The sequence below is a fragment of the Achromobacter sp. FW305-C-13 genome (assembly GCF_058783475.1).
Genome location: NZ_JBYSYN010000003.1, coordinates 61707 through 85153, shown reverse-complemented (window position 1 = coordinate 85153; position 23447 = coordinate 61707). Strand labels below are relative to the sequence as shown.

Below are 23447 nucleotides of genomic sequence, written 5' to 3'. Positions count from 1 at the left end.
ACCTTATTGCTTGACCGCGTACAGGTAGATTTCCACGCGCCGGTTCAGCGCGCGCCCTTCGGCGGTCGCATTATCGCCGATGGGATCGTTCGGGCCGCGCCCTTCCACCGCCATGCGCCCGGCCGCCACGCCTTGCTTGGCCAGGTAGTCCGTCACGCTCTTGGCGCGGTTGACCGACAGCGTCTGGTTATGCGCAAGCGCGCCGGTGCTATCCGTATGGCCGACCACCTTGGTGCGCAGCTCCGGATGCTGGTTGAGCGAACGCGCGACGCTGTCGAGCACCGGCAGCAACGCGGGCTTCAACTGCGTCTTGTCCGTGTCGAACGACACGCCGCTGGGAATATTGACCTTGAGGCTGCCGTCGGGCATTTCCACGACATCGATCCCCAGGGACGACGCGCCAGACTGCTGCACGTCATCCTTAACGACCTTCCAGTTGTACCCGACCAGTCCACCCGCCACCGCGCCGATGCCGGCGCCGATGGCCGCCCCCTTGCCGTGACCGATCAAGGCGCCGATACCGGCGCCGACCGCCGCGCCCGCGCCGGTGCCCACGGCGGTGTTCGTCTGCTGCTGCGTGGCGCACCCCGCCAGCAACGCGCCCGCCGCCGCGACTACCGCGATCCGGTTGAATATTGTTCTTGAGTTCATGGCAACCTCCACTATCCCATCGGTGCGCCGGATCATTCCGGCGTAAACCATGCTAGCAAGGGGAGGCCGCGCGACCAGCAACATTTTGTATTGGCGGACGGCCCCAAAAGGACCACCACGGGACGCCCGAACGGGTCAGGCGGTACGGAACCGGGCCAGCCACGGCAGCGCCTCATCCAGGCGGGGGGATTCACGTTCCGGCGCGGGCGCCCCTTCGGGCAAGGACAACCCCACGCGGTTGTGCCAGTACGTGCGCAGGCCCACCTTGCTGGTGCCGAACAGGTCGTAACCCGAGCCGGCGACGAACGCGGCATCTTCCGGCCGCACCTGCAAGCGCGCCAACGCCAACGCGTACGGCCGGGGATCAGGCTTGTAGAAACCCGCCTCTTCGGACGTCACCACCACGTCCCAGTCCACGCCCAGCAGACTGGCTGCCTGGCGGCCCAGGCGGTCGGAACAGTTGGTAACCACACCCAGGCGGCAATACGGGCGCAAAGCCTGCAGCAGCTCGCGCGCCCCATCCCAGACGGGCAGCTCCACCCAATGCGCTTCCAGCGCCTGGGGCGCGCTGGCAGGAAGCCCCACCGCGGCGGCCGCCTCTTGCACCAATTGCTCATAGGGCTGATACGCACCGCAACCATAGGTGCGGCGCAGATAATCGGCGCGCCAGGCTCGGCCCTGGGCTTCGCTGCCCGCCGCGCGATTCCAGACCGTCCAGGAATCCAGCAAGGCGGTCAGCAGGTCGAACAGCACCGCTTGCGGGTAGCCGGACGGGACAGGGGTATCGGTGGAATCGGACATGCGGCGCTCCTTGGATGGCAATGCGGCCACTATAAAGAGCCGGACGCCCGCTGTGATTTAGCGGGCGTTTACCCATCGTTAAGCCGGCCCTTAATGCCGGACTACCAGCGGTAGGTGGCGGTCGCCAGCACCGTACGCAGGTCGCCGTAGCGGCAGTCGCCCTGGCTGCAATTGCTCAGATAGGTCTTGTTGGTCAGGTTGCGCACATTCAGCGCCAGATTCCAGCGCTGAATCTGATAGCCGACCATCGCGTCGATCAGCGTGTAGCCCGGCAGTTTTTTCGATGCGGATTCTGCGTAGCCCTGGTTGGGTCCGGTGTAGCGCGCGCCGACGCCCACCTTGATGCCCGACCCGAAGCGGTAATCGGTCCACAGCGCAAACTGGTTGCGCGACACTGCCTGCATCTGCTTGCCCACTTCGCTGGGCGTGCTGCTGGCCGTCACATCGGCTTTGGGGGTATAGGTGTAGGCCGCCACCACATTCATCTGCGGCACGGGGCGGAACCCGGCTTCGAACTCCAGGCCGCGCACCTGCACTTCGCCCGTCTGCTTGGGCAGGAAATCCTCGGTATAGGTAATGTAGTTGCGGCGCCGCAGGTCGAACGCCGCGACGCTGTAGCGGCTGGTGCCGCCCGGCGGCTCGTAGCGCACGCCCACTTCGTACTGGCGCCCCGTCTCCGGCTTCATCGGACTGTTGGTGACGGGATCGATGGTGGCCGTCGGCGAGAACGACTCCGCATAGCTGAAGTACGGCGCAATACCGCTCGGATGCAGATACACCAGCCCGCCGCGGCCGCTGAAATTGTGTTCGTCGACCTTGGTCCGCGACCCGTCGATATTGCTGCTGACATCGGCGGAGGCCCGGTCATAACGACCGCCCAGGGTGGCGACCCAGTTGCCCCACTTGATCTGGTCCTGCAGATAGAAGCCCGTCTGCGCCAGACGGGTGGTGCCGTCGAACCAAGGGTCGGCGGGGTTCACGGGGCTGCCGTGCACCGGCGAATAGCCGTCGATCGGTCCCACCGTGCCGTCGTTGTAGGTGGCCTGATAGTTGCGCGAATGCTGGTAGTCCAGCCCGGCCAGGAACGTGTGCTGCCAATCGCCCAGCCTCAACTTGGCTTGCGCCTGGTTGTCGATCGTGAAGAGCCGAGCGTTCTCGTTGCTGCCGAACGGATAACGGTCCAACAGGCGGAAATTGGAGGGATCGCTGGGATTGTCGGCGTCGACCGTCGCAAAGCCGCGCACATAGACCTGCCGATAGTCCACGCTGGTATAGCCGTAGCGCGCGTTCTGCCGCACCGTCCAAGTGTCGTTGAAACGGTGCTCCAGCATATACCCGACCATCCACTGTTCCTGGTTGAAGCGGTCAAAGCCCGGTTCGCCCACGTAGGTCTTCGGCGAGAACTTGCCGTTCGGGTTGGGCTGCAACGTGCCCGCTTCCGGGAAACTGCCATACGAACTGCCATCGCGTACGCGCAGATAGTGCGACAGCAGCGTCAACGTCGTGTCGCTGGACGGCTTGATGGTCAGCGCAGGCGCGATGTAGAAGCGGTCGTTCGGCAAGCCGCTGGCGGGCAGTTCGGCGTCGCGCGCCAGGCCGGTGATGCGGTAGAGCACTTTGCCCGCCTCGTCGACCGGCCCGGAAAAATCCGCCGCTACCTGGCGTCGCGCGTTGTTGCCGACCTGCACTTCCATCTCGTGCAACGGTTCCTCGGTGGGCCGCTTGCTGACCACGTTGATCATGCCACCAGCCCCGTTCTGCCCATACAGCACCGACGTCGGCCCGCGCAGCACCTCGATGCGCTCGGCCCCGTAGACCTCGGTCTGCCAGACGGCCCAGCTGTTGTTGTTGCGCAGCTGCAAACCGTCCAGGTAGTAGCCGGGCGTCTGCGCGTCAAAGCCCCGGATGATCGTCCAGTCGAACCGGGAATCCGATCCCCACGGCGACGTGTTGATGCCCGGCGTATAGGACAGGCTTTCCTTAAGGCGGGACGCGCCGATCTCCTTGATGAAATCCGCGGACACCACCGAGATCGATTGCGGGGTCTCGAGGATAGTGCTGTCGGTCTTGGTGCCGGTGGCGCTGCGCTTGGCAAGATAGCCGTCGACCGGCCCCGCGGCCGATTCCGCACTGCCCGTCACCGTCACCGCGGGCAACGTGGTCGCGCCACGCGCGTCGGCCTCGGGCACCGGCGCAGGCCGCAGGGAATAGGCGCCGCTGGCCCCGCGCACGATGCGCAGGCCCTGCCCACGCAACAGCTCCGCAAAGCCCTCCTGCACTCCGTAGCTGCCCGCCAGCCCCGCCGACGTCTTGCCCTGGATCAACGCCCCATCCACGGACAACTCCACGCCCGCCTCGCTGGCGTAGCGATTCAGCGTGCGGTCCAGCGGTCCGGCGGGGATGTCGTAGCGGCGGGGAGATTCGGGGGTGGATAGCGGGTTCGCGGCTTGCGCCTGCGCGGCGGACACGGGCAGCAGCGAAGTCCCGGCCAGCATCAAGGCCACGGCGACGTGGCGGTTCAGTTCAAGGGTGCGGCGGCGTGCCATCGGCAGGTTCCTGGAAGTACGGACGATGAAGGTGCTTTTGACGTCTTCCGAACGAACCTGCGGAATCCTCAATGATTGGCAAAAATAAATTGCAACCGCGCTGCTCCGCCCGTTACGCGGGCTCCTTCGCGTGCACGGTCACCCAGTACGGCGTGCGGTAGCTCACAGTCAACGGCAGCCCCAGCATCAGGTTGCGCAAGGCGCGGTCGGTGTCCTGCACCGAAAACACGCCCGTCACCCGCCAATCGGCCACGGCGGCATCGCAACGCAGGAAACCGGCGCGGTAGCGGCCCAGTTCCTCCAGGAAATCCGCCACCCGCATGTTTTCCGCCACCAGCACGCCGCGCGACCACGCCGCGGCGCTCTCGCGCACGGCCACCGGCGGCTCCGCCCGCTGCACGGAAAAAACCGTCCGCTGGCCGCTATTGACGCGGACTACACCGCTATCCGCCCCAACCGCGTCAGCGGGATACACATCGACCGCGCCATTGAAAACCGCCACATGGGACAGGTCCGCCTCTTGGCGCACCGTGAAGCGCGTGCCCAGCGCCTGCACCATGCCCTGGCGGCTCTGCACGCGGAACGGACGATGCGCAGGCGCTGTATCCGGCGCGGTGGTCACCAGGATCTCGCCCCGCCTGAGGATGACGCGGCGTTCGCCCGCATCGAATCGCACGTCGATCGCCGTGCGGGTGTTCAGCACCACGCGGGTGCCGTCGGGCAAGGACACTTCGCGGACCTCGCCGGTGCCGCTGCGATGATCCGCCAGCACGGCCTGCCAATCGCCGGACTCGCGCAGAGCCAGCGCCGTCCCGCCCGCCGCCACGGCCAGGCCCAAGGCCTGCAAGGCCCGGCGTCGCCCGCGCGACGGCGCTTCCAGCAAGGCTCGGCTGGCGCCGGGGGCCGCCGCCTTGCCCAGTTTGGCGTCCATGAGCTGCAGACGGGACCACGCACGTTCATGGTCGGGATGCGCCGCCCGCCACTGGGCACAGGCCGCCAGGTCCGCGTCCGACGCGGTGTCCGACCACAGCCGCGCCATCCACTCCGACGCACGTCGGACAATCGCGGGATCGATCGGGCCCGCGACTCCTGGCGTCGCGTCAGCCCGCGTCATCGTAGAGCGCTTGATAGCAAGCCAGCAGCGCGGCGGCCACATACTTCTCCACCGACGACACCGACACGTTCAAGCGTTCGGCGATATCGCGGTAGCTCAAGCCGTCCAGCTTGCACAGCAGCAATGCCATGCGCACTTTGGCCGGCAACTTGTGCAGGATGGTGTCGATCTCGACCAGCGCCTCCAGCACCAGTGCCCGCGCCTCTTCCGAGGGCGCCTGCGCCTCGGGAAGGCAAGCGACGGCGTCCAGATAGGCGGCTTCGATATTGCGGCGGCGGTACAGGTCGATCAGCAGGCCGTTGGCGATTTGGGTCAGGTATCGGCGCGACTGTTCCGGTTGCGGCGTCGTACCCGCCGCGATGATCCGCACGTAGGTGTCATGCGCCAGGTCGGCGGCGTCGAAGGCGTTGCCCAGCTTCTTGCGCAACCAACCGCGCAGCCAGCCGTGATGGTCGCCATAGAGCGTTTCGATAGCTTGGGCGGGAGCCCCGGGCGCGGACATGATGGGCAAACCTGGTTGTGGGAGACGAAAGGATCGGGGCCTTGCTGCGCCCAGAAATAAATGCGAATTATTCTTAATAATAATTTATTCGCGATTCGTTCCGCAAGACGCAAGGCGCCCCACTGCCAAAGCGCTTCCCTCCACGCAGGCCACCAGGGCGCTGCCGTCCCCGGCGCCGACCGCGTGCCCGCCCGTGAAATCGGAAAACGCGGGCAACACGGTAATGCCTTCCCGAAGCCAGAAAGCCGGCCAACTGCGGGGGACGCCCGGCACGCGAGTCTTGGGGTGCACATGGCCCGCGATGACGTGCAGGCCATGGGGGTCGGCGTGCGGCAGATGCCGGAACAGGAAAGGCCCGTCGGCCAAAGATTCGCCCAGTTGCCGCAGGTTCAGCGCCGCGCCGTCCAAGGCGCGGTCATGGTTGCCCGTCAGGGCCGCCACGTCCAGGTCCGCATGCAGCTTGCGCCATTGCGCCCAGGCATCCCGCCACCCCGCCTGGGCCATCGGGCCATGCAGCACATCGCCCACGATCCATAGGCTGCGCGCGGCAGTAGAGTCGATCAACCGGGTCAGGCGCAGCAGGTCATCCTGCGTCGCGCCCCGCGGGACGGCGATGCCGGCCTGGCGAAAGACATGGCTCTTGCCCAGATGCAGATCCGCGATGATCAAGCGCGACCGTGCCGGCCAGTACAGGGCGCGCGCGCCCAGCAACACCACCGGTTCATTCGCCAGCTTGATGGGCAGGGCGTCGTCACCCGATCCGGGCATAGCGCTTCTCCAATTGCGCGGCGGCGCGCTTGACGCGGGCCTGCCAGGTTTCCGTGCTGAGCTGGCCGCGCAAGCTTTCCGTCCATAGCGGAAAGGACAACGGCGTCAACGCGCGGGGCGCGCGCAGCTCCAGCGACCGCGCCGCGCAGTCCTGCAACGCAGCCTGCAACCGCGGCGCCTCCAACTGGAATTCCAGGACTTCCCTTTCGGCTTGCGCCAACAACAGATGGTCCGGGTCGTAGCGGCGCAACACGTCGTACAGCAGGCCGCTGGAAGCTTGCACCTGGCGCAGGGAACGTGCCGCGCGGCCCGGCAGCGAAGGCGTCAACAGTCCCGCCACCCGGGCGATCTCGCGGAACTGGCGGCGCGCCAGCTCTCCCAGGTTGACGCCATCGCGCAAGTCGCCCGCCATCTGCTCGGGGCTAAGCAGTTCACGCAGCAGCGCGTCGTCAAGGTCCGCGGGTTCCGCCAGCGTCAGCATCAAGCCGTAGTCGTTGACCGTGTATGAAAACGTGTTGGCCTGCCGCCGCCCCCACCGCAGCGCGATCATGGCGGCCATGCCCTCATGGACGGCGCGCCCGGCGAACGGGAACAGGAACAGGTGCATGCCGCGGCGCGTGCCGATGCGCTCGGCCAGCAGACGTCCCCGGTCCGGCAGCGCGCTGGCCTCGAGCTGGATCCGCAACAGCGGCTCCATGGCGCGCATCTCCGGGTGCTTGCCAGGATGCGCGAACAGGCTTTCGACCTCGCGCGCCAACTGGGTGGACAACGGCATGCGCCCGCCCTGCCAGGTCGCCACCGGTCCGTTGCCGCCCTTGGCGCGGCGCACGTAGGCCGTCATGCCTTCCAGCCGCACCAGTTCCAGCGTCCGGCCGGCAAACTGGAAGTGGTCACCGGGGCGCAGGCGCGCCAGGAAGCCCTCTTCCACCGAGCCCAGCCCGCCGCCCCGCAAGTACTTCACCGAAACGGCGCCATCAGCGGTGATGGTACCGATCGACAGCCGATGCCGCAGCGCGATGCGGCGATCATGGACGCGATAGCAGCCGTCGTCATCCTGCTGCACCCGGCGGAACTCGGGATAGTTCGACAAGGCGCGTCCACCTTGAACGATGAAATCCAGCACGGCCTGCCACGTGGCGGCATCCAGCCCGGCGTAGGCATGCGTGCCGCGAACCTCCTCATAAAGCGCAGCGGCGTCGAAGCCCCCGCCCAGCGCAAGGGTGACGGCGTGCTGCGCCAAGACGTCCAGGCTGCCGCGCGGTGGCGGCCGCGACTCGATGGCGCCGCGCGCGATGGCCTGACGCGCTGCGGCGTATTCGATCAGTTCCAGCGCCTGCGCCGGGACGCAGATCACGTGGCCGGACTCACCCGGCCGATGCTTGGCGCGGCCGGCGCGCTGCAACAGCCGCGCGACGCCTTTGGGGCTGCCGATCTGCAATACCTGATCCACCGCGGGAAAATCCACGCCCAGATCCAGGCTGGACGTCGCGACCACACAGCGCAAGCTGCCATCCCGCAAGCCTTGCTCAGCCTGCGTCCGAAGCTTGGGGTCCAACGAACCGTGATGCAGCGCCAGCGTGGACGGCGCTTCGGGCCAGATGGATTCCAGAGCGCGATGCCATAGCTCGGCCTGCGCGCGGGTATTGGTGAACAGCAGGCTGGCGCGGACGTCAAACAAGCGCTTGAACACGCGCGGCAACTGGGACAGCCCCAGATGCCCGGCCCACGGCAAGGCACGGCTGCGCTCAGGCAGCAGCGTCGAGATCACGACCTTGCGCGGCGCCGCTCCCGCCACCAGCGGGCTATCCGGCGCATGAGGCAGCAACACGGCACGCGCCTCATCCAGGTTGCCCAACGTGGCCGACAGGCCCCACGTGCGCAACGCCGGTGACAAGCGGCGCAAACGCGCCAGGCATAGCTGCAGCAACACGCCGCGCTTGTTCCCCAGCAATTCGTGCCATTCGTCGACCACCACGCAGCGCAGCGCGCGAAAGCGCGACGACGCATCCGCGTAGGACAGCAACAACGCCAGCGATTCGGGCGTGATCACCAGCACGTCCGCCTTGCCCTGGCGCGCCAGACGCTTGTCGCGCGCACTGGCGTCGCCGGTGCGTAGCGCAACCGTCCAGTCCACCTCCAGCGCTTGCGCCGCCTGGGACAACGCCCGCGTGGTATCGGCCGCCAGCGCGCGCAGCGGTGTGACCCACAGCACCCGGGGCCCCGCGCCTGCCGCGCCGTGCGCAGTGGCCGGATCGGCCAGGGCCTCTAGCAGCGGCCCGCCGAACGCGGCCAGCGTCTTGCCACTGCCGGTCGGTGTGTGCAGCAGCCCCGATTGGCCATCCAGATAACGGCGCCAGGTCTCACGCTGAAACGGCGCCGGCTTCCAGCCCTGCGCCTGGAACCAGGCCGACAGCGGCGCATCCCAACCCCGCCGCGCTGCCGTCATCGTGCCAGCGCCTTCAAGGTGTCCAACTGGTCGGCCTCGGCTGCCGGCTTGTCGTGCCGCCAGCGCAAGATGCGCGGAAAGCGTACCGCCACACCGGACTTATGGCGCTTGGACAGATTGACGCCCTCGAATCCCAGTTCAAAGACCTGGACAGGTTCCACCGAGCGCACAGGACCAAAGCGTTCGCGCGTGTGAGCGCGCAACCAGCGGTCCAGCGCCAGGATCTCTTTATCGTCCAGGCCTGAATACGCCTTGGCAATGGGCACCAGCGTGTCGCCCTGCCACAAGCCGAACGTGTAGTCGGTGTAAAGCGTGCTGCGGCGACCATGACCAGACTGCGCATACAGCAGCACGGCGTCGATCGTCAGCGGGTCGATCTTCCATTTCCACCAGTCGCCGCGCCGCCGACCGCTCTGGTAGACCGCAGTGCTGCGCTTGAGCATGAAGCCTTCCACGCCGCGTTCGCGGGCCTCTTCGCGCAATGAGGCGGCGGCGTCCCAACTGTCCGGCGCCACCAAAGGCGACAGCCCCAGGCGCGCATCCGGGTGACGACGCAGCAGCGCCTCCAGCTGCCGGCGGCGCTCGGCCTGCGGCAGTTCGCGCAAGTCGGCGCCATCAAGCTCCAGCAGGTCGTAGGCCAACATTCGAACAGGCGCGTCGGCCAGCCACTTGGGACCCGGTTTAAGTCGTTGGATGCGCGTCTGCAAGGCAGAGAACGGCATGGGCTGGATCGCGTCTTCCTGCCAGGCGAGCAGTTCGCCATCCAGCACGCAGTCCACGTCCAGCGCCGCGGCGGCCGCCTCGACTTCCGGAAAGCGGCCGTCCAGGCGTTCTTCGCCCCGCGACCACAACGCCACCTCGCCATGGCGGCGGATCAGCTGGGCGCGGATGCCGTCCCATTTCCATTCCAGCAGCCAGTCCTGGATGGGGCCCAGCGCAGACGGCGAACCCTCCAGCGGCGACGCCAAAAAGAACGGGTACGGCTGTTGGCGGTCGCCGGGCAGGTCTTCGGCGCTGAGCAAGTCGCGCAAAAAGGCGGGGCTGGGTTCCCAGGTGCCCAACATCCGCTGGGCGATGCGCGCGATCGGCACGCCCGACATCTCGGCCAGCGCCTGCTGCACCATGCGTTGGGACACACCCACGCGCAGCGCGCCCGTCAGCAGCTTGTTGAAGACCAGACGTTCCTCGAACGGCAGGCCGAGCCAGGCGGATACGATGACGTCGCGCCGCTCGACCTCGTCGCGGTTGGCGACCGGCAGCAACACCTCTTCGATCCAATCCGCCAAGCCGCGCTCCGGCGCCGGATGAGCGGGATCGGGCATCAGCAACGCCAGCGTTTCGGCCAGGTCCCCGACCTGGTCATAGCTCGCGTCGACGAGCCAGGGCGCCGTACCTGAGGCTGCCGCGGTCCACGCGCGCAATTCGGCCACGCCCGCAATCTTGCGGCGTGCGCTGGTGATCTTTCCGCCCGCTAGCAGGTACAGCGCCCAAGCAGCATCGCGCGGCGGCGCATCCCGGAAATACGCGGCCAGCGCCGCCCGCTTGTCCAACGTGGCGGTACTGCGGTCCAGCTCCTGATACAGCGCTGCGAATCGCTTCATGCCCGGGTACGCCTCCGATGTCTAGTCGTCTTCGCCATACTGCGTGGCCAGCGTTTCAGCCGCCACGCCCGCTTCGTTCAGCGTGCGCACCAGCGCGTCCGTGTCGCCATGCGTGGCGATGACGCGGCGCGCGCCGGTGTCATGGATGGTGCGCAGCAGATCCGGCCAGTCCGCATGGTCGGACACCACAAAACCACGGTCCATATTGCGGCGGCGGCGGTTGCCGCGCAGCCGCATCCAGCCCGACGCGAAGCCTTGCTGCGCGCGGCGAAAACGCCGCAACCACGCGCTGCCCGCGGCCGACGGCGGGGCAATGACCAACTCCCCCGCAAAGCCGGCCGCCGCCTGCGACTTGCCGTCGGCATCGATCACCAGCCGCGTGTCGGCCATGTCGATGCCCGCCTGCCGATACACGTCCACGCCGGCCGCGATGGCGCCATGCACGTAGACAGGCCGGTCGATGAAGGGCTTGAGCTCGGCCAGGACGCGCTGCGCCTTGCCCAGCGCGTAGCAATACAGAATGGCGGCCTCGCCGCGCGCGGCGCACAGATCTCGCCATTGCACGATGTCGCGGGCGACGTCCGCCGCGCTGGGCCAGCGATAGATCGGCAGCCCGAACGTGGCTTCGGTGATGAAGGTGTCGCAGGGCACGACTTCAAATGGGCTGCAGGTAGGGTCCGGCTGACGCTTGTAGTCCCCCGACACGACCCAGGTCTGGCCGTCCGCCTCGATGCGTACTTGTGCGGAACCCAGGACGTGCCCGGCCGGATGCAGCGATACACGGGCATTGCCCAGCGTGAACGGCTGGCCGTAGGCGTGCACGCGATAGTCCTGCTCGCCCAATCGCCATTGCAGGATCGGCAGGCCTTCGGCACTGGTGTGATAGCAGCCCATTCCCACCCTGGCGTGATCGCCATGTCCATGGGTCAGCACAGCGGTGGCCACCGGCCGCCACGGGTCGATGTAGAACTGGCCGGCCGGACAGTACAGGCCTTCAGGACGCAATTGCACAACGTCGCGCATGACTCTCCCCGGGCACAAATCTTGCTGTCTCAACGAACAGGCAACGCGGCGAACGCCGCCGCGGCTTCGATACGCTTCACGATACTCTAAAGGGAAATATGCGAACCAATCACATTCTGACGCTTGTTGTGCTGGTGGTCGTCTTGTCGGTGGCGCTGTCCGTCGTGCCGTGGTAGTCCGGTCGAAGATGTGCGGCGGGTGATCAGGACCCGGCGCTTTGACTGCGCACTGAAGCCGTCACCCGGAAGCCCTCATCCGTCAGGTCTGCGATGAAAGGCGCCACGTGCTTGGCCACGGCGTCGTCAAACTCCAGACGCACGCCGACGCGTGTATCGCCGGGGGCTTGAGTCAGCTGTGCCGCGCCACGGAGGTCCGGCAGAAACAAGCGGGAGCCCCATGCCGCATCGATCCGATGCGCGGGCGGCCACCGCCGGCAGATTCGCGCTGCGATGTCGGAAAGCTGAAAAGCGCCCGACGAAAACAACTCGACAATGCTGCGGTCGATGTGCGAATCAAAGTAGCGCCAGGCACCTTCAAGCACTGGCAGGCCCCAATCCAGCGGGTCGACCAGGCCTTGCGGCATCCAGAGGACGTGGAGGCCGTGCCGAGGCAACACGAAGAGTTGGCGGCGAACGATGCTGTAGAAGATCTTGTCGCCGTCTACCGTAGCGGCAAACGGCACGCCCTGCGCCGCATCCTGCATCGAGAGCGAACTGCCTTCGCCCCAGAAATCGTCGAAGTATTCCCGGACAAAAGCGCGTTCGGATTCGCAGTCGGCCTGAATCTGCGACGGCATCAGCACCATCAAGCGACCGCAATAGGTGCCTTGGCCAAGCGTGGTGACGAATTGGCGATACCCGGAGGGCAGCTCCGCCCCCAGCCAGGCCTCCAGCGCGTCGACCTCGTCCGAGCGAGCGAGCACTTGTTTCGGGGTGATCAGGTAAACGTCGTCAAAGGTCGTTGGCATGCCGGGCGTGAGTCGGAGTGGAGGTGTCCACTTTACCCGCAGATATGGGGCGGCCAATCTCACGCGCTTGCCCACACGCGTCGGGCGTATGAGTCGCGTCTGGCGCTTGAATCGTTAGGACATGCTCAAACGGCGCGCCAATGAAAAAACGCCTTAGTCGCTGGGCGGCTAAGGCGTTTTTGAATTCTGGTGGGCTGTGAGTGGCTCGAACACTCGACCTACGGATTAAGAGTCCGCTGCTCTACCAACTGAGCTAACAGCCCTGCAATCCACTCAGTTCCGATTCGTTTTCAGCTGCTCTTTACCGTTGCCGGTGCGTTGCTGCTGTCTGCGTTCCGTTATGTGTGTAGTGCGAAGAAGCAAGATTATATGTAGGTTTTTTGGTTTGTGCAAGTCGTGTGCGAAAAAACTTTTCTGACGTGCGATATCAAGCGGCGTAGCCGCCGTCCACCGCCAGGCTCGCGCCCGTGATGTAGCGGCCCTCAGGGCCCGCCAGGAAGGCCACCATCCCGGCGATGTCGCGCGTTTCGCCATAGTGCGGCAAGGACAGCACGGCCACCAGTTCGCCCGCGCGTTCGCCGTCCGCCGGATTCATGTCGGTGTTGATCGGGCCGGGGTGCACCACGTTGACCGTGATGCCGCGCGTGCCCAGGTCGCGCGCCAGGCCCTGCGTCAGGCCGGTCAGCGCGGACTTGCTGGCGGAGTACAGGGCCACGCCGGCGCGGCCGGCGCGCGTGGCCAGGCAGCTGCCAATATTGATGATGCGCCCGCCGTCGGGCATCGATGCCTGTGCCGTACGGATCGCGACGAAAGGCGCACGCACGTTGATATCCATCGTGCGCTCGTAGTCGTCCAGGCTGGTGTCGCCGATCAGGCCGGCGACAAAAATCCCAGCGTTGTTGACCAGCACGTCCACCGGACCCAGCTCCGTGATGGCCGCTTCCACCGCCTGCCGCACAGCCAGCGCGTCTTCGGAATCGGCCTGGATGGCGCGCGCCCGGCGCCCGTCCACGGCCAGTTCCTTGGCGAGCGCCTGCGCGGCGTCCGCAGACGACGCGCTGACATAGGTGAACGCCACGTTGGCGCCGTCGGCCGCCAGGCGCCGCACGATGGCCGCGCCGATGCCACGGCTGCCGCCCGTCACGAAAGCCACTTTTCCAGTCAGGTTGCCCATCGTTCTTCCTTAATTTGTAGTGATCAGTACAAATATCATCGCCGGGCCATGTCACGCTCGTCAATCATTTTTTTATCGATCAACACAAAATATCGGTCGCGAGTAAAATCGCCCCATGGCAGAACGTGGGCGCCCCCGGAACTTCGACCGGGCCCAGGCCTTGCAAAAGGCCATGGAAGTCTTCTGGTCGAAGGGATATGAAGGAGCATCGCTAACCGATCTGACGGAAGCGATGGGCATTAACTCGCCCAGCCTTTATGGGGCATTCGGCTCAAAAGAAGGACTATTTCGTGAAGCGGTCGAGCTCTACCGTGAAACGGAAGGCGGATCGTCCCGGCGCGCGCTGCAAGACGCGCCCACCGCCCGCGGCGGCATCCAGTCCATGTTGCTTGCCGCCGCCGAACGCTTCACCGCGCCCGGCCTGCCGCCTGGCTGCATGATCGTGCTGGGCGCGCCGTCGGGCAGCGTCAACCACGCCAGCGTCGGCGGCTTCCTGTGCGACAACCGCCGCGAGATGCAAGGCCGCATCCTGGCCCGACTGAACGCGGGCGTCGGGCAAGGCGAGCTGCCTGCCGGCGCCGACACGAAGAGCCTCGCGGCCTTCTACACGACCGTACTGCACGGCATGTCCATCCAGGCGCGCGACGGCGCCACCCGCAAGACTTTGCAAGCGGTGGCGCGTCAGGCCATGTGCGCCTGGGACGCGCTGACTGGGGCCATGCCCCCTTCCGGCGTGCCGCCGGGCCCCGCCCGATCCTGACGGAGTCGGCCATGTTCCGCATCGACCTTCGGCGCCTGATCCTGTGGATCAGCCTGCTGTCGGTCGTTCTGGTGCTGGCCGGCGGCCTGCACGCCAGTTATCTGGTGCAGCGCGACCTGTTGCTGCACAACGCGCTGGAGGTTAACCGCGTCTATGCCTCGAAGCTGGCCTCGACCACCGATACCTTCCTGAACGACGTAAGGCGGTATCTGGCCTACAGCGCTGACGTGCTGGCCGACATGGAAACGCGGCCCGCGCTGATGGCGGAAGAAACGCGGCGCCAGCAGGAACAGCTGGGGCACTTCAATTCCAGCGTGGTGGTGTCGCCACAGGGCAAGGTGATTGCCGTGTCCTCCGCCTATCCGGAATTGCTGGGCCAGCAGTTGACGAGCGACGCCTCCAAGACCGCCATCCGAACCAAGCAACCGATCATCAGCGAGCCCTATCAGACCAGCACCGGCCGTTGGCTGATTCTGTATTCGTACCCCATCTTCTCCCACGACTATCGCTATCTTGGCTATATCGCGGGCACCTTGTACCTACATGAAGACAATGTGCTGGACCGCCTGCTGGGCCAGCATTTCTACCGCGACGATTCCTTCCTGTATGTGGTGGACCGCAATGGCACGCTGATCTTTCACCCCGACCGCAGCCGGCTGGGGCACAAGGCGCCCGACGACGAAGCCTTCGCCGCGGCCCGGCGCGGCGAGACGGGAGAACGGCGCTTCACGGACAGCCTGGGCCGCGAGATGCTGGCGGGCTATGCGCCGGTGCCCAGCACCGGGTGGAGCATCATTGCGCAGCGTCCGGTGGACAGCACCTTGCAACCCTTGAGCGACCTGCTCATGGCCACCGCCCGCAATGCCCTGCCGTTGCTGTTGCTGTCGGTGATCTTGATCTGGCTGCTGTCGCGCTGGATCGCGCGCCCGCTGGGTGAACTGGCGGGCATCGCGCGGCACATGCAGGATCCGGATTCGGCGGCCCGCATCCGCAATGTGCGGTCCTGGTATTTCGAGGCGGCGCAGCTCAAGCGCGCGCTGCTGATGGGGTTGGCGTCGATCCACCACAAGATCCGCGACCTGCGCCGCGAAACCACGACCGACACGCTGACGGGCCTGCTGAATCGACGCGGCCTGGACGAGGCGCTGGCGATGCTGCAAGCCGACGAATCTCCGGTAGCGCTGATGGTCCTGGACGTGGACCACTTCAAGGCCATCAACGACCGCTATGGCCACACGGCCGGCGACCGCGCCCTCCAAGCCCTGGCCACGCTGATGAGCGAAGGCTCGCGCAGCGGTGACACGCTGGCGCGCTCCGGCGGAGAAGAATTCGTCATCCTGATGCCCGGCGCATCGCTGGCGGCAGCCGTCTCGGCAGCCGAACGCCTGCGCCAGCGGTTGGCGGCGCAGCCCGCGCCGGGCGCCATCAGTTCGCCCATCACCGCATCGGTGGGCGTGGCGCGCTACCCCGATCACGGCGCCACGCTGGACGCCGTCTTGCAACGCGCGGACCAGGCGCTGTACTACGCCAAGAACCATGGCCGCAACACCGTGTGCGTCGCCGACGACGACACGCGTGACGGCTCGCGCCGCGTATCGCCGGGCTGACCTTCGGGGCTAATCTGCCGGGTTGACCCTGCAGACGCCTGCGCCCGGCGTGCGGCTATTTCCCCTTCGGCGCGGCGGGCGCAGGCGCCTTGGGCGGTTTGCGCATCTGTTCCAGTAGCGGGCCGCAGGCGTTTTCATCGGTGGTGCTGGGCGCGATCAGCGCCAGCAAACCGGCCGCCGGCGTCAACAGCACGCCCAATGCCACCATGCCTGCGCCGCGCGCGGCCAGCGGCAACACATGCACGCCCACGTCTGGCGAGCCAAAGGTGCCGCGCACGTACAGCGGCGAGCGCAACGAGAAGATGCGGAAGCCCTTGCTGTCCGGCGTGATGTCCATGTCCATCGTTTCGTTCTTGAAATCGGCGGTGCCGGTGATGCTGATCAGCGCGTTCTCGGTATCGAACACGAACACGCGCGGCGTCATCACGCCGTTCTTCATGGCAAGGTCGGCGGCGCCGCAATTGATCTTCACCTCGTCGTCGCCGAACAGCTTGGACATGACGTAGTTGCCCACATTCAAGCCGGCGATCTCCATCAGGCTGCGGCTGATGACGCCGTCGTTGACCAGCATCTTCACGTCGCCCGTCGCCGAGCCCAGCAACGCCGCGACCGAATTGCCGGTGCCGCTGATCGCCAGGTCGCCGTTCAATTCGCCCAGCGTCTTCTGCATGGCTTCCGTCGCGGGGAACAATTGCTTCAAGCGCAGACGGCGCGCCTGCAGATCGACGCGCCCGGTCAGCGCTTCGTTGGCGCCGTCCAGCTTGATGGTGCCGTTGATGTTGCCGCCGGCAATGCCAAAACGGAACGGGTCCAGCGTCAGCTTGCCGTCTTGCAGCACCACGTGCACCGTCAGGTCCGACAGCGGCAGCTTGCTGTCATGCACGATGCGCCCCGCGTCCAGCGAGACGTCGGCATCCATGTCGCGCCAGCGGTCGGTGCGGAAAGCCTGCGTCGGCAGCACCTTGCCGCCCTTGGGCTTGGCGGGCGCATCCTTGGCGCGGTCGGCGGGCGCCGCCGCCGTGCCGCCCGCGGGCACGCCGATCAGCGGCCCCAGGTCGACCATGCGCAGTTGCTTCGACGAGAGCTTGCCGGTGAGTTTGGGCCGTGGCGCCCCCAAGGCGAAGGTGATGTCGCCATGCAGGTCGCTGTTGCCCACCTTGCCGTTGAAATCCTTGTAGTCGAACACGGCGCCGCCGGGGTTGTTCAGCTTGGCGACCAGATGCCCGTCGGTGGAGTAAGGCGGCGTATCGGGCAAGGTCACGCCCGTCAGCGGATACAGCTGCGCCATCGAGGCGCCGGACAGTTTCAGCCGCAGGTCGAGCGCGCCCAGGTTGGCCGGATCGGTCAAGGTCCCCGTCACCGACGCCTTGGTACCCCCGATCGCCACGTCCGCCTGCACCGGAAAGGGCTGCTTGGCATCCTGCAAGGCCAGCATCCCGCCCACCTTGCCTTCGCCCTTGGTGGCCAGCCCCTTGAACTTGCCGTCCACCTTCCAGCCGAACACGTAGTCGCGGGGTGCGGGCGCCGCACCGTCCGCGGGCACGAAGGCGGAGCCGGCCACATCCGCGAAGGGCACGGGTTTGCCCAGCGGGTCCACCAGCACAGTCAGGTCGGCCTTGAGTATCTCGTCGACCAGCCCCACCCGGCCCTTGTCGAATCCGATTTCGTTGATGTCCAGCACCCACGGAGAGGGCTCGCCGGTCTCGGGCAAGGTAAAGACCCAGTTGGCGCGGCCATCGGCCAGCCGCTCCAGGTCGGCGGCGGGCTCGGTCAGCTGGATCCGGCGAATGACCACCCGCTGGCGCAAGAGGGGCAGCGGCGCCAGGCTGAACTCGCCGCGCTTGAGCGTGGCGAAGTAAGGCGCTTTCGCCCACGGCGCGTTGCCCACCGAGATATCGTTGGCGATGACGTGCGGCCACGGCACCCAGGCCCGCCAGCCGCCTTCGTCGGGCTCGCGCTCCCATTTGACGCTCAGGTCGCCATTGATGGCGAACGGTCGACCGATGGCGGCGCTGGCGCGCTCGTTGATCATGGGTTTGGCCCGGTTCCAGTCGAAAGTCGCGATGACCACTCCCAACACGAGCACGACGAGGGCCAGACCCCCTACAATCCCGATCGCTATTTTTCTTGTGCGCGTCATGGTTATTATCCTTGGCGTTGTGGCCGGCCTCCGACCGCCGGCCCTCTGTTACCGGTAAGGGTATCGCGGCGCACCGCAAGGGTTAAGCCAACCGGCCCCATAATGTGTGCGGATCTTTCCGCCCGCGAAACGTCCGGCCGGCCTTCGCCTTACGGCGACACATCGCCGCCTGCGGGTTTGCGCAGCACGCCGTGTTCCCGGCCTGGCGCCAGGCAGTTACAAAACGAAATGGCTGTGACCCCGGGAAAGTGACCGGAAGGCAGTACCTCACTGAATTTTCGACGCGCGCCCTGCTCCAATGCGCGGACGATTGATTCCGCCCCCTCGGGTCGGATAGCAGAACAACCTGGAGGCCCGATGCGGCATTCAACCTTGATTTTCGTGGTGGCGGCGTTTGCGCTGCTGACGCTCAGCCGCCTGGCGCTGGCCGCATGGCAATGGCAGCGCGTGCGTAACGCTGGCGGCCTGTTTCCGCTGCTGCTGGGCGGCCTGCGCATCGACGCGCACCAGATCGCCGTGTTGGCCGCGTTGCCCGCGGTGCTGTCGCCCCTGCTGGGGCACTTCCCCATCGCCGCGACCATCGCCGGCTACTGGTATCTGGTCGCGTTCATCCTGCTGGCCTTCCTGGAAGTCGCCTCGCCCCCTTTCATCCTGGAATACGACTCCCGGCCCAACCGGCTGTTCGTGGAATACCTGAAGCATCCGCGCGAAGTCTCCGGCATGCTTTGGCGCGGCTACAAGCTGGCGCTGCTGGGCGGCTTGGGCGGGCTGGCGGTGATTGGCTGGGGCGCATTCGGACTGTTCGGCCATGCCCAGCCCGATGCGCAATTGACCTGGTGGCAGATGCCGCTTGCCAGCGTGGCCATCCTGGCCATCGTCATCCTGGCCATACGCGGCACGCTGGGCCACCGCCCCATTAACCCGTCCTCGGTCGCCTACTGCTCCGATGGCATGCTCAACACGCTAGCCCTGAACTCGCTTTACAACGTGTTCTACGCCATCTACAGCATGAAGAACGAGAAGTCGGCATCGGACGTATACGGCGGCATGGACGACGCCAAGATGCACGATCTGGTGCTGGCGCAGGCCCAACTGCCCAACCCGCCCTCCAACCCCGACTACCCCAGCCTGCATCGCCAGCCCGCCACGCGCAAGACGCCGCGTCCGCTCAACCTGGTGATCATCCTGGAAGAAAGCCTGGGCGCGCAGTACAGCGCGGGCTTGGGCGGCGCCGACCTCACGCCGGAGCTGGACGCGCTGGCGCGGGAATCGTGGGCCTTCACGCGCGCCTACGCCACCGGCACCCGCTCGGTGCGCGGGTTGGAAGCGGTAGTCACGGGTTTTCTGCCCACCCCCGCGCAAGCCGTGCTGAAACTGCCCCGCTCGCAACGCGGCTTCTTCTCGCTAGCTGATCTGCTGGGCCGCCACGGCTACCATTCGCGCTTCATCTATGGCGGCGAATCGCACTTCGACAACATGAAGGGCTTTTTCCTGGGCAACGGTTTCAAGCAGATCGTCGACCGTGCCGACTTCGTGGACCCGGCCTTCGTGGGCACCTGGGGCGCGTCGGACGAAGACATGTTCAACCAGCTGGATCGCTTGCTGCGGGAAGACGCCGACCAGCCCACCTTCACGCTGGCCTTCAGCGTATCGAACCATTCACCGTGGGAATACCCCGCCGGCCGCATCCAGACTGAAGGCAACCCGGCCACCGTCGAAAACACCGTGCGCTACGCCGACTGGGCCCTGGGCCGCTTCTTCGAACGCGCCAAGGCGTCGCCTTATTGGGAAAACACCGTCTTCCTGGTGGCGGCCGACCACGATTCCCGTGTGTTCGGCGCCAGCCTGGTGCCCGTGCGCCACTTCCACATCCCGGCCGTGATCCTGGGCGCTGGTATCGAAGCGCGCCGCGACGACCGCCTGATCAGCCAGATCGACCTGCCGCCCACCCTGTTGTCGCTCATCGGCGTGGACACCGAGCACCCGATGATCGGCCACGACCTGACGCGCAGCACACCGGGGCGCGCCATCATGCAGTACGACAGCACCTACGGTTATCTGAAGGAAAACGATCTGCTGGTACTGGCGCCCAACAAGACGCCCGTGCAGTACCGCTATACCGCGCCGGAAGACTACGCGCCGGTGGCGCTGGACCCGGCGCTGGCGACAGAGGCGCTGGCGCACGCGCTGTGGCCCAGTTGGGCCTACCGCGAAGGCCGCTACAGCCTGCCGGGCCACGTGCCCGAGCAAGCCGCCGCGCCCGCCGCTACGCCGGCCGCCGGTCCGCCGGCCGCCGGACCGCCGGCCGCCTGAATTCCCTGCGCGCTTTTTCGCTGGGCGCGTGGCAATGGCACCCGGGGCTGTGATCGTTCACCATGCCCACCGACTGCATGAACGCGTAGACGGTGGTGGGCCCCACGAACTTCCAGCCCAGCTTCTTCAGCGCCTTGGACAAGGCCACGGATTGCTCGGAGGTTGACGCGCCCAAGGTGGACGGCGCGCCGGCCGGCGCTTCGAAGCGCCAGAAGAACGCCGCAAGCGAGCCCTCCTTTTCGATCATTTCCAACGCGCGTGCCGCGTTGTTGATCACCGCTTCGATCTTGCCGCGATGCCGCACGATGCCGGCGTCGGCCAGCAAGGCGGCGACCTGCTTTTCACCGAAGCGCGCCATCTTGGCCGGATCGAAATCCGCGAAGCCGCGCCGGAACGCCTGGCGCTTGTTCAGGATGGTGCGCCAACTGAGGCCCGACTGGAAACCTTCCAGGCAAAGCTGTTCGAACAAGGCGCGGTCATCGCCTTGCGGACGGCCCCATTCGTTGTCGTGATAGGCCATGTATTCGGCGGACGTATCCACCCAGCCGCAGCGGGCCAGGCCGTCAGGATATTCGGTTTTAGCGTTCAAGGCATCGCTCCAGGCGGCAATCAGGCCACCGATGCTACCGCAGCAACGTCCCCGAAAAAAGTCGTAGCGGCCGCAGTCCGAATCCCGCTACTATTTGCGCCCCAGATCCCGCGCCAGCCGTGTCCGCGCGCACCTCCATGTCCCTGCTAGAGACCGCTGTCCTGACGTTCGTTTCACCCGCCGTGCTGGCCGGTGACAAACCGGACGCCAACCCCTGCCTCGATTGCGGAGCCTGTTGCTCCCACTTCAGGGTGTCGTTCTATTGCGGCGAACTGGCGGGCGAAAACGGCGGCCACGTCCCCGTGGAACTGGTCACCCAGATGAGCCCGCTGCGCGCCTGTATGAAGGGCACTGAGATGGGCGGCGGCCGCTGCATCTCGTTGCGCGGCGAACTCGGCCAGCCGGGCATCCACTGCGCCATCTACGAAAACCGCCCCACCCCGTGCCGCGAATTCGACATCTGGATGCCGGACGGCTCGCCCAATCCCGATTGCCAGCGTCTGCGCATGGGGCTGGGCTTGCCGCCGGTGCCGCCGCGACCGGATGCGGAAAACGACCCGCAAGGTCCGCTGCTGCCGGACCAGCCCGCCGCGGCCTGAGCCGGCACACCCGCATCGGCGGCCGCCGGCCGCTTGCGCACCCGCACCAGATCGGGGTCCCTGCCCAGGAAGGCCAGCACGTCGCGCATGACGCGGTCACGCTCGTGGTCGACGCAGATCATGTGATAGCTGTCTTGCAACATCACCACCGTGGCGCCAGGGATGCGGGAACCCAGGAAGCGGGCGGACCGCGGACTGGTCAGCTCGTCTTCTTCCGCATGCATGATCAGGGTCGGGCAATCCAGATGCTCAAGCCCTTTCTGGACCATGCCGCGCAGGCGGTCGACCTGCCGTACGCAGGCCAACGGCACCCACTGGTAATGAAAGCCGTCGCCGCGCGCGAAGCCCGCCTTGATGAACGCGCGCACCAGCTCGCTTTTCACGCCGTAGGGGTCTTCTTCCTGCACCCGGATACGGCGCGGCACGCCCGGCACGTGGTACAGCAGATACCGCAGGCCGCGATACCAGGGCGTGCTCCAGCCATCCAGGAACACGGGTGCCGACAGCACCACCAGCGCGCCACGCGTGTGCGATTCCCGCTTGCACAATTCCACGGCCAGCAGCGCCCCCAGGCACATGCCAATCACGTGCACCACCTCGTATTGCCCACAAAGCTCGCGATAGCGCTGGGTCACCACGGCCATCCAGTCCTCTACCCGCACATCCAGCAGGTCTTCGGGCTGTCCGGCGTGGCCGGGCAGGGTCACGCCGTGCGTTTCCACGCCCGCGCGCGCCAGCACCTTGTGCAGCGCGCCCATATCGAACTCCGTACCGCCCAACCCATGGATAAGCAGCGCACCGGTGCGATGCGGCCTCGAAAGGTCATTCATTTCTCACCCCAAAAACATCATGGGTGGACGAACGCAGCCGCCCACCCCTGACGCCATACTAGGGACAGGGCGCGAATGAAGATCCGCAAAAATGTCGGAGAAACGTGAAGATGCGTAAAGGCGGAAGGCCGCGGCCCCGCGCGGTCAGCGGTCCGCCAGGTAGCGCGTCGGCGTCATGCCGAAGGCGCTGCGAAAGCTGCCGATAAACGCGCTGGTGCTTTCGTAGCCGACCGACAGCGCGGCTTCGGTCACCGAGCCGCCGCGGCTCAGCATTTCCAGCGCGCGCAGCAACCGGGCCTGCTGGCGCCATTGCCCTAGCGTCACGCCGGTTTCCTGCCGGAAGCGGCGCATCAGCGTGCGTGAAGACATGTTCAGCCGCTGCGCCCATTCATCGATGCCGGCGGTATCGTCCGGCGTATCCAGCAAGGTATTGGCCAGGTCCTGCAGGCGTGCGTCAACCGGCATGGGCAGCAATTGGGGCGCGTGTTCGCGGTGCTTGAGCTCTTGCAGCAGCACCTCGAACAGCTGCGCCTGATAGGCGCCCGACACCCCGCCGTCCTGGTTGCTGGTGAAGCGGTCGATCAGGGCCTCGATCAGCTTGGACGACGGCCAGGAACGGCAGTGCGCCGGCAGGCGGTCGCACACGTCGCGCCGCACATACAGGAACGAACCGCGCGCATCGCCGAACCAGCGCGCGCCGTGCGGCGTGCCCGGCGGGATCCAGCCCAGGCTGCCCGGCATCACCGTCCAGACCTCGGTCCCGGCCTGCACGACCACCAGCCCCTCGTGCACCAGCACCAGCATGCCCTCGGCATGGACATGCGAGGGCACGGCAATGCCTTTGGACTCGCGTCGCCCCTGCACGCTGAACGGAGTCAGCAGCACGTCGGGAAGCGGGTCGGCGATAGCCACATGAAGCATGGTTGGCAGGTTTGAGCTACAGGTTGACGGGTTCCCGTTAGCGGGTTCAGTTGAAAATGTACATCATTCTCATCAGTCGGGCATCAGCCCCCCGA

The 23447-nt window shown here is 66.5% G+C and carries 18 protein-coding genes, 1 tRNA gene and 1 pseudogene; 4 read left to right on the top strand and 16 right to left on the bottom strand.

From position 1 onward, the window contains the following. Positions 1-3 precede the first annotated feature (3 nt). From AC3WMU_RS19340 to AC3WMU_RS19285, 12 genes are all read right to left on the bottom strand, one after another. Positions 4-651: a YiaD family glycine zipper/OmpA-like lipoprotein gene (locus tag AC3WMU_RS19340; protein WP_035213772.1), complete on the bottom strand. Its 648-nt coding sequence runs from the start codon at positions 649-651 to the stop codon at positions 4-6. A gap of 135 nt (positions 652-786) precedes the next feature. After that, positions 787-1452, bottom strand: a complete 666-nt coding sequence (locus AC3WMU_RS19335) for an HAD family hydrolase (protein ID WP_006226316.1) — start codon at positions 1450-1452, stop codon at positions 787-789. Between the two features lie 101 nt (positions 1453-1553). Further along, a complete protein-coding gene (locus tag AC3WMU_RS19330) occupies positions 1554-3998 on the bottom strand; it encodes a TonB-dependent siderophore receptor (protein WP_006226315.1) in 2445 nt (814 codons plus the stop codon). Positions 3999-4110: 112 nt separating this feature from the next. Further along, the gene (locus tag AC3WMU_RS19325) at positions 4111-5112 is read right to left on the bottom strand and encodes a FecR domain-containing protein (protein ID WP_492282836.1); all 1002 of its coding nucleotides are present in this window, start codon (positions 5110-5112) and stop codon (positions 4111-4113) included. Beyond that, positions 5099-5614, bottom strand: coding sequence for a sigma-70 family RNA polymerase sigma factor (locus AC3WMU_RS19320; protein ID WP_085946966.1), 516 nt, complete (start codon positions 5612-5614; stop codon positions 5099-5101). The genes AC3WMU_RS19325 and AC3WMU_RS19320 overlap by 14 nt, the downstream gene beginning before the upstream one ends. Before the next feature lie 84 nt (positions 5615-5698). Then, positions 5699-6382 (bottom strand): ligase-associated DNA damage response endonuclease PdeM, encoded by a 684-nt coding sequence (gene pdeM, locus AC3WMU_RS19315; protein ID WP_006226312.1) that lies wholly within the window; start codon positions 6380-6382, stop codon positions 5699-5701. Further along, positions 6366-8828, bottom strand: a complete 2463-nt coding sequence (locus AC3WMU_RS19310) for a ligase-associated DNA damage response DEXH box helicase (protein WP_492282835.1) — start codon at positions 8826-8828, stop codon at positions 6366-6368. Before AC3WMU_RS19310 ends, pdeM begins: the two co-directional genes overlap by 17 nt. After that, on the bottom strand, positions 8825-10429 hold the full coding sequence (locus AC3WMU_RS19305) for an ATP-dependent DNA ligase (RefSeq protein WP_454676168.1): 1605 nt from the start codon (positions 10427-10429) through the stop codon (positions 8825-8827). The genes AC3WMU_RS19310 and AC3WMU_RS19305 overlap by 4 nt, the downstream gene beginning before the upstream one ends. Before the next feature lie 21 nt (positions 10430-10450). Next, complete coding sequence (locus tag AC3WMU_RS19300; protein WP_006226309.1) at positions 10451-11452, bottom strand: ligase-associated DNA damage response exonuclease; 1002 nt, start codon at positions 11450-11452, stop codon at positions 10451-10453. Positions 11453-11654: 202 nt separating this feature from the next. Further along, entirely contained in the window at positions 11655-12482 is an 828-nt protein-coding gene (locus AC3WMU_RS19295) for an SMI1/KNR4 family protein (RefSeq protein ID WP_492282834.1), read from the bottom strand. Positions 12483-12606: 124 nt separating this feature from the next. After that, a tRNA-Lys gene (locus AC3WMU_RS19290) sits at positions 12607-12682 on the bottom strand. Between the two features lie 164 nt (positions 12683-12846). Next, complete coding sequence (locus AC3WMU_RS19285; protein ID WP_424625283.1) at positions 12847-13593, bottom strand: SDR family oxidoreductase; 747 nt, start codon at positions 13591-13593, stop codon at positions 12847-12849. 115 nt (positions 13594-13708) lie between these two features. Between AC3WMU_RS19285 and AC3WMU_RS19280 the strand changes: the two genes are divergently transcribed. Together AC3WMU_RS19280 and AC3WMU_RS19275 are read left to right on the top strand one after the other, a co-directional pair. After that, positions 13709-14353 (top strand): TetR/AcrR family transcriptional regulator, encoded by a 645-nt coding sequence (locus AC3WMU_RS19280; RefSeq protein ID WP_006226306.1) that lies wholly within the window; start codon positions 13709-13711, stop codon positions 14351-14353. An 11-nt stretch (positions 14354-14364) separates the two neighbouring features. Then, entirely contained in the window at positions 14365-15960 is a 1596-nt protein-coding gene (locus AC3WMU_RS19275; RefSeq protein WP_006226305.1) for a sensor domain-containing diguanylate cyclase, read from the top strand. Positions 15961-16015: 55 nt separating this feature from the next. Here AC3WMU_RS19275 and AC3WMU_RS19270 read toward each other — a convergent pair whose 3' ends face one another. Next, entirely contained in the window at positions 16016-18100 is a 2085-nt protein-coding gene (locus tag AC3WMU_RS19270; protein ID WP_424625282.1) for an AsmA family protein, read from the bottom strand. Between the two features lie 357 nt (positions 18101-18457). Between AC3WMU_RS19270 and AC3WMU_RS19265 the strand changes: the two genes are divergently transcribed. Continuing rightward, a complete protein-coding gene (locus AC3WMU_RS19265; protein WP_492282833.1) occupies positions 18458-20413 on the top strand; it encodes an LTA synthase family protein in 1956 nt (651 codons plus the stop codon). On the opposite strand, the gene AC3WMU_RS19260 is transcribed toward AC3WMU_RS19265, so the two are convergent. Beyond that, positions 20367-21002, bottom strand: coding sequence for a DNA-3-methyladenine glycosylase I (locus AC3WMU_RS19260; protein WP_492282832.1), 636 nt, complete (start codon positions 21000-21002; stop codon positions 20367-20369). The genes AC3WMU_RS19265 and AC3WMU_RS19260 overlap by 47 nt on opposite strands. A gap of 137 nt (positions 21003-21139) precedes the next feature. On the opposite strand from AC3WMU_RS19260, the gene AC3WMU_RS19255 reads away from it, so the two are divergent. After that, positions 21140-21601 carry a YkgJ family cysteine cluster protein gene (locus AC3WMU_RS19255; RefSeq protein ID WP_088587645.1) on the top strand — a complete coding sequence of 154 codons (462 nt, stop codon included), beginning with the start codon at positions 21140-21142 and terminating at the stop codon, positions 21599-21601. A 116-nt stretch (positions 21602-21717) separates the two neighbouring features. Here the strand turns inward: AC3WMU_RS19255 and AC3WMU_RS19250 are convergent. Together AC3WMU_RS19250 and AC3WMU_RS19245 are read right to left on the bottom strand one after the other, a co-directional pair. Continuing rightward, a pseudogene (locus AC3WMU_RS19250) lies at positions 21718-22431 on the bottom strand (alpha/beta hydrolase); the annotation flags it as partial. 144 nt (positions 22432-22575) lie between these two features. Next, entirely contained in the window at positions 22576-23352 is a 777-nt protein-coding gene (locus tag AC3WMU_RS19245; RefSeq protein WP_006226299.1) for a helix-turn-helix transcriptional regulator, read from the bottom strand. Between the last annotated feature and the right edge of the window lie 95 nt (positions 23353-23447).